General features: G+C 57.3%; 1 pseudogene. It reads right to left on the bottom strand.

What is annotated here, in order from left to right:
- Nucleotides 1–357: 357 nt before the first annotated feature.
- A pseudogene (locus BK659_RS28400) lies at nucleotides 358–492 on the bottom strand (hypothetical protein); the annotation flags it as partial.

Genomic DNA, 492 nt, shown 5'->3' with positions numbered 1-492 from the left:
GAAACAGAAACAGCATCATCACCACGGACATCTTGGCGGACATTGACGGAATCCGGCTGCTGGTAGACCGGGCGCTGGACAATCTGGATCCTGAGGAACCGGCGGAGTATGTCGTCAAACCTTAACCACTTGGGACGGCGATTATTTTGGCGGCAACACAACATTGAAATACGGCGGATGAACCGCTCGTAGCAGCTGTCGAGCCTGCGAGGCTGCGTTCGAGGACGCAGTCCTCGCAAACCCTGTGTATGCGGTTTGCCTCAAAGAACGCGTTGCCTGATTTTACGACCGCTTTGCGGCCGAACGCAGCCTCGCAGGCTCGGCAGCTGCTACGAGCGGTTCGTCGATGATGCGGCTCTAAGGCGCAAACGCCCTGGCGATGGCAGTGAAACCCGGCCCCGCCAATACGATCAATAAGGCTGGAAACAGAAACAGCATCATCACCACGGACATCTTGGCGGACATTGACGGAATCCGGCTGCTGGTAGACCG

Origin of the sequence: Pseudomonas brassicacearum, assembly GCF_003732225.1 — a bacterium.
GTDB classification, from domain to species: Bacteria; Pseudomonadota; Gammaproteobacteria; order Pseudomonadales; family Pseudomonadaceae; genus Aquipseudomonas; species Aquipseudomonas brassicacearum_E.
This window is presented reverse-complemented; position numbering and strand designations above follow the sequence as displayed.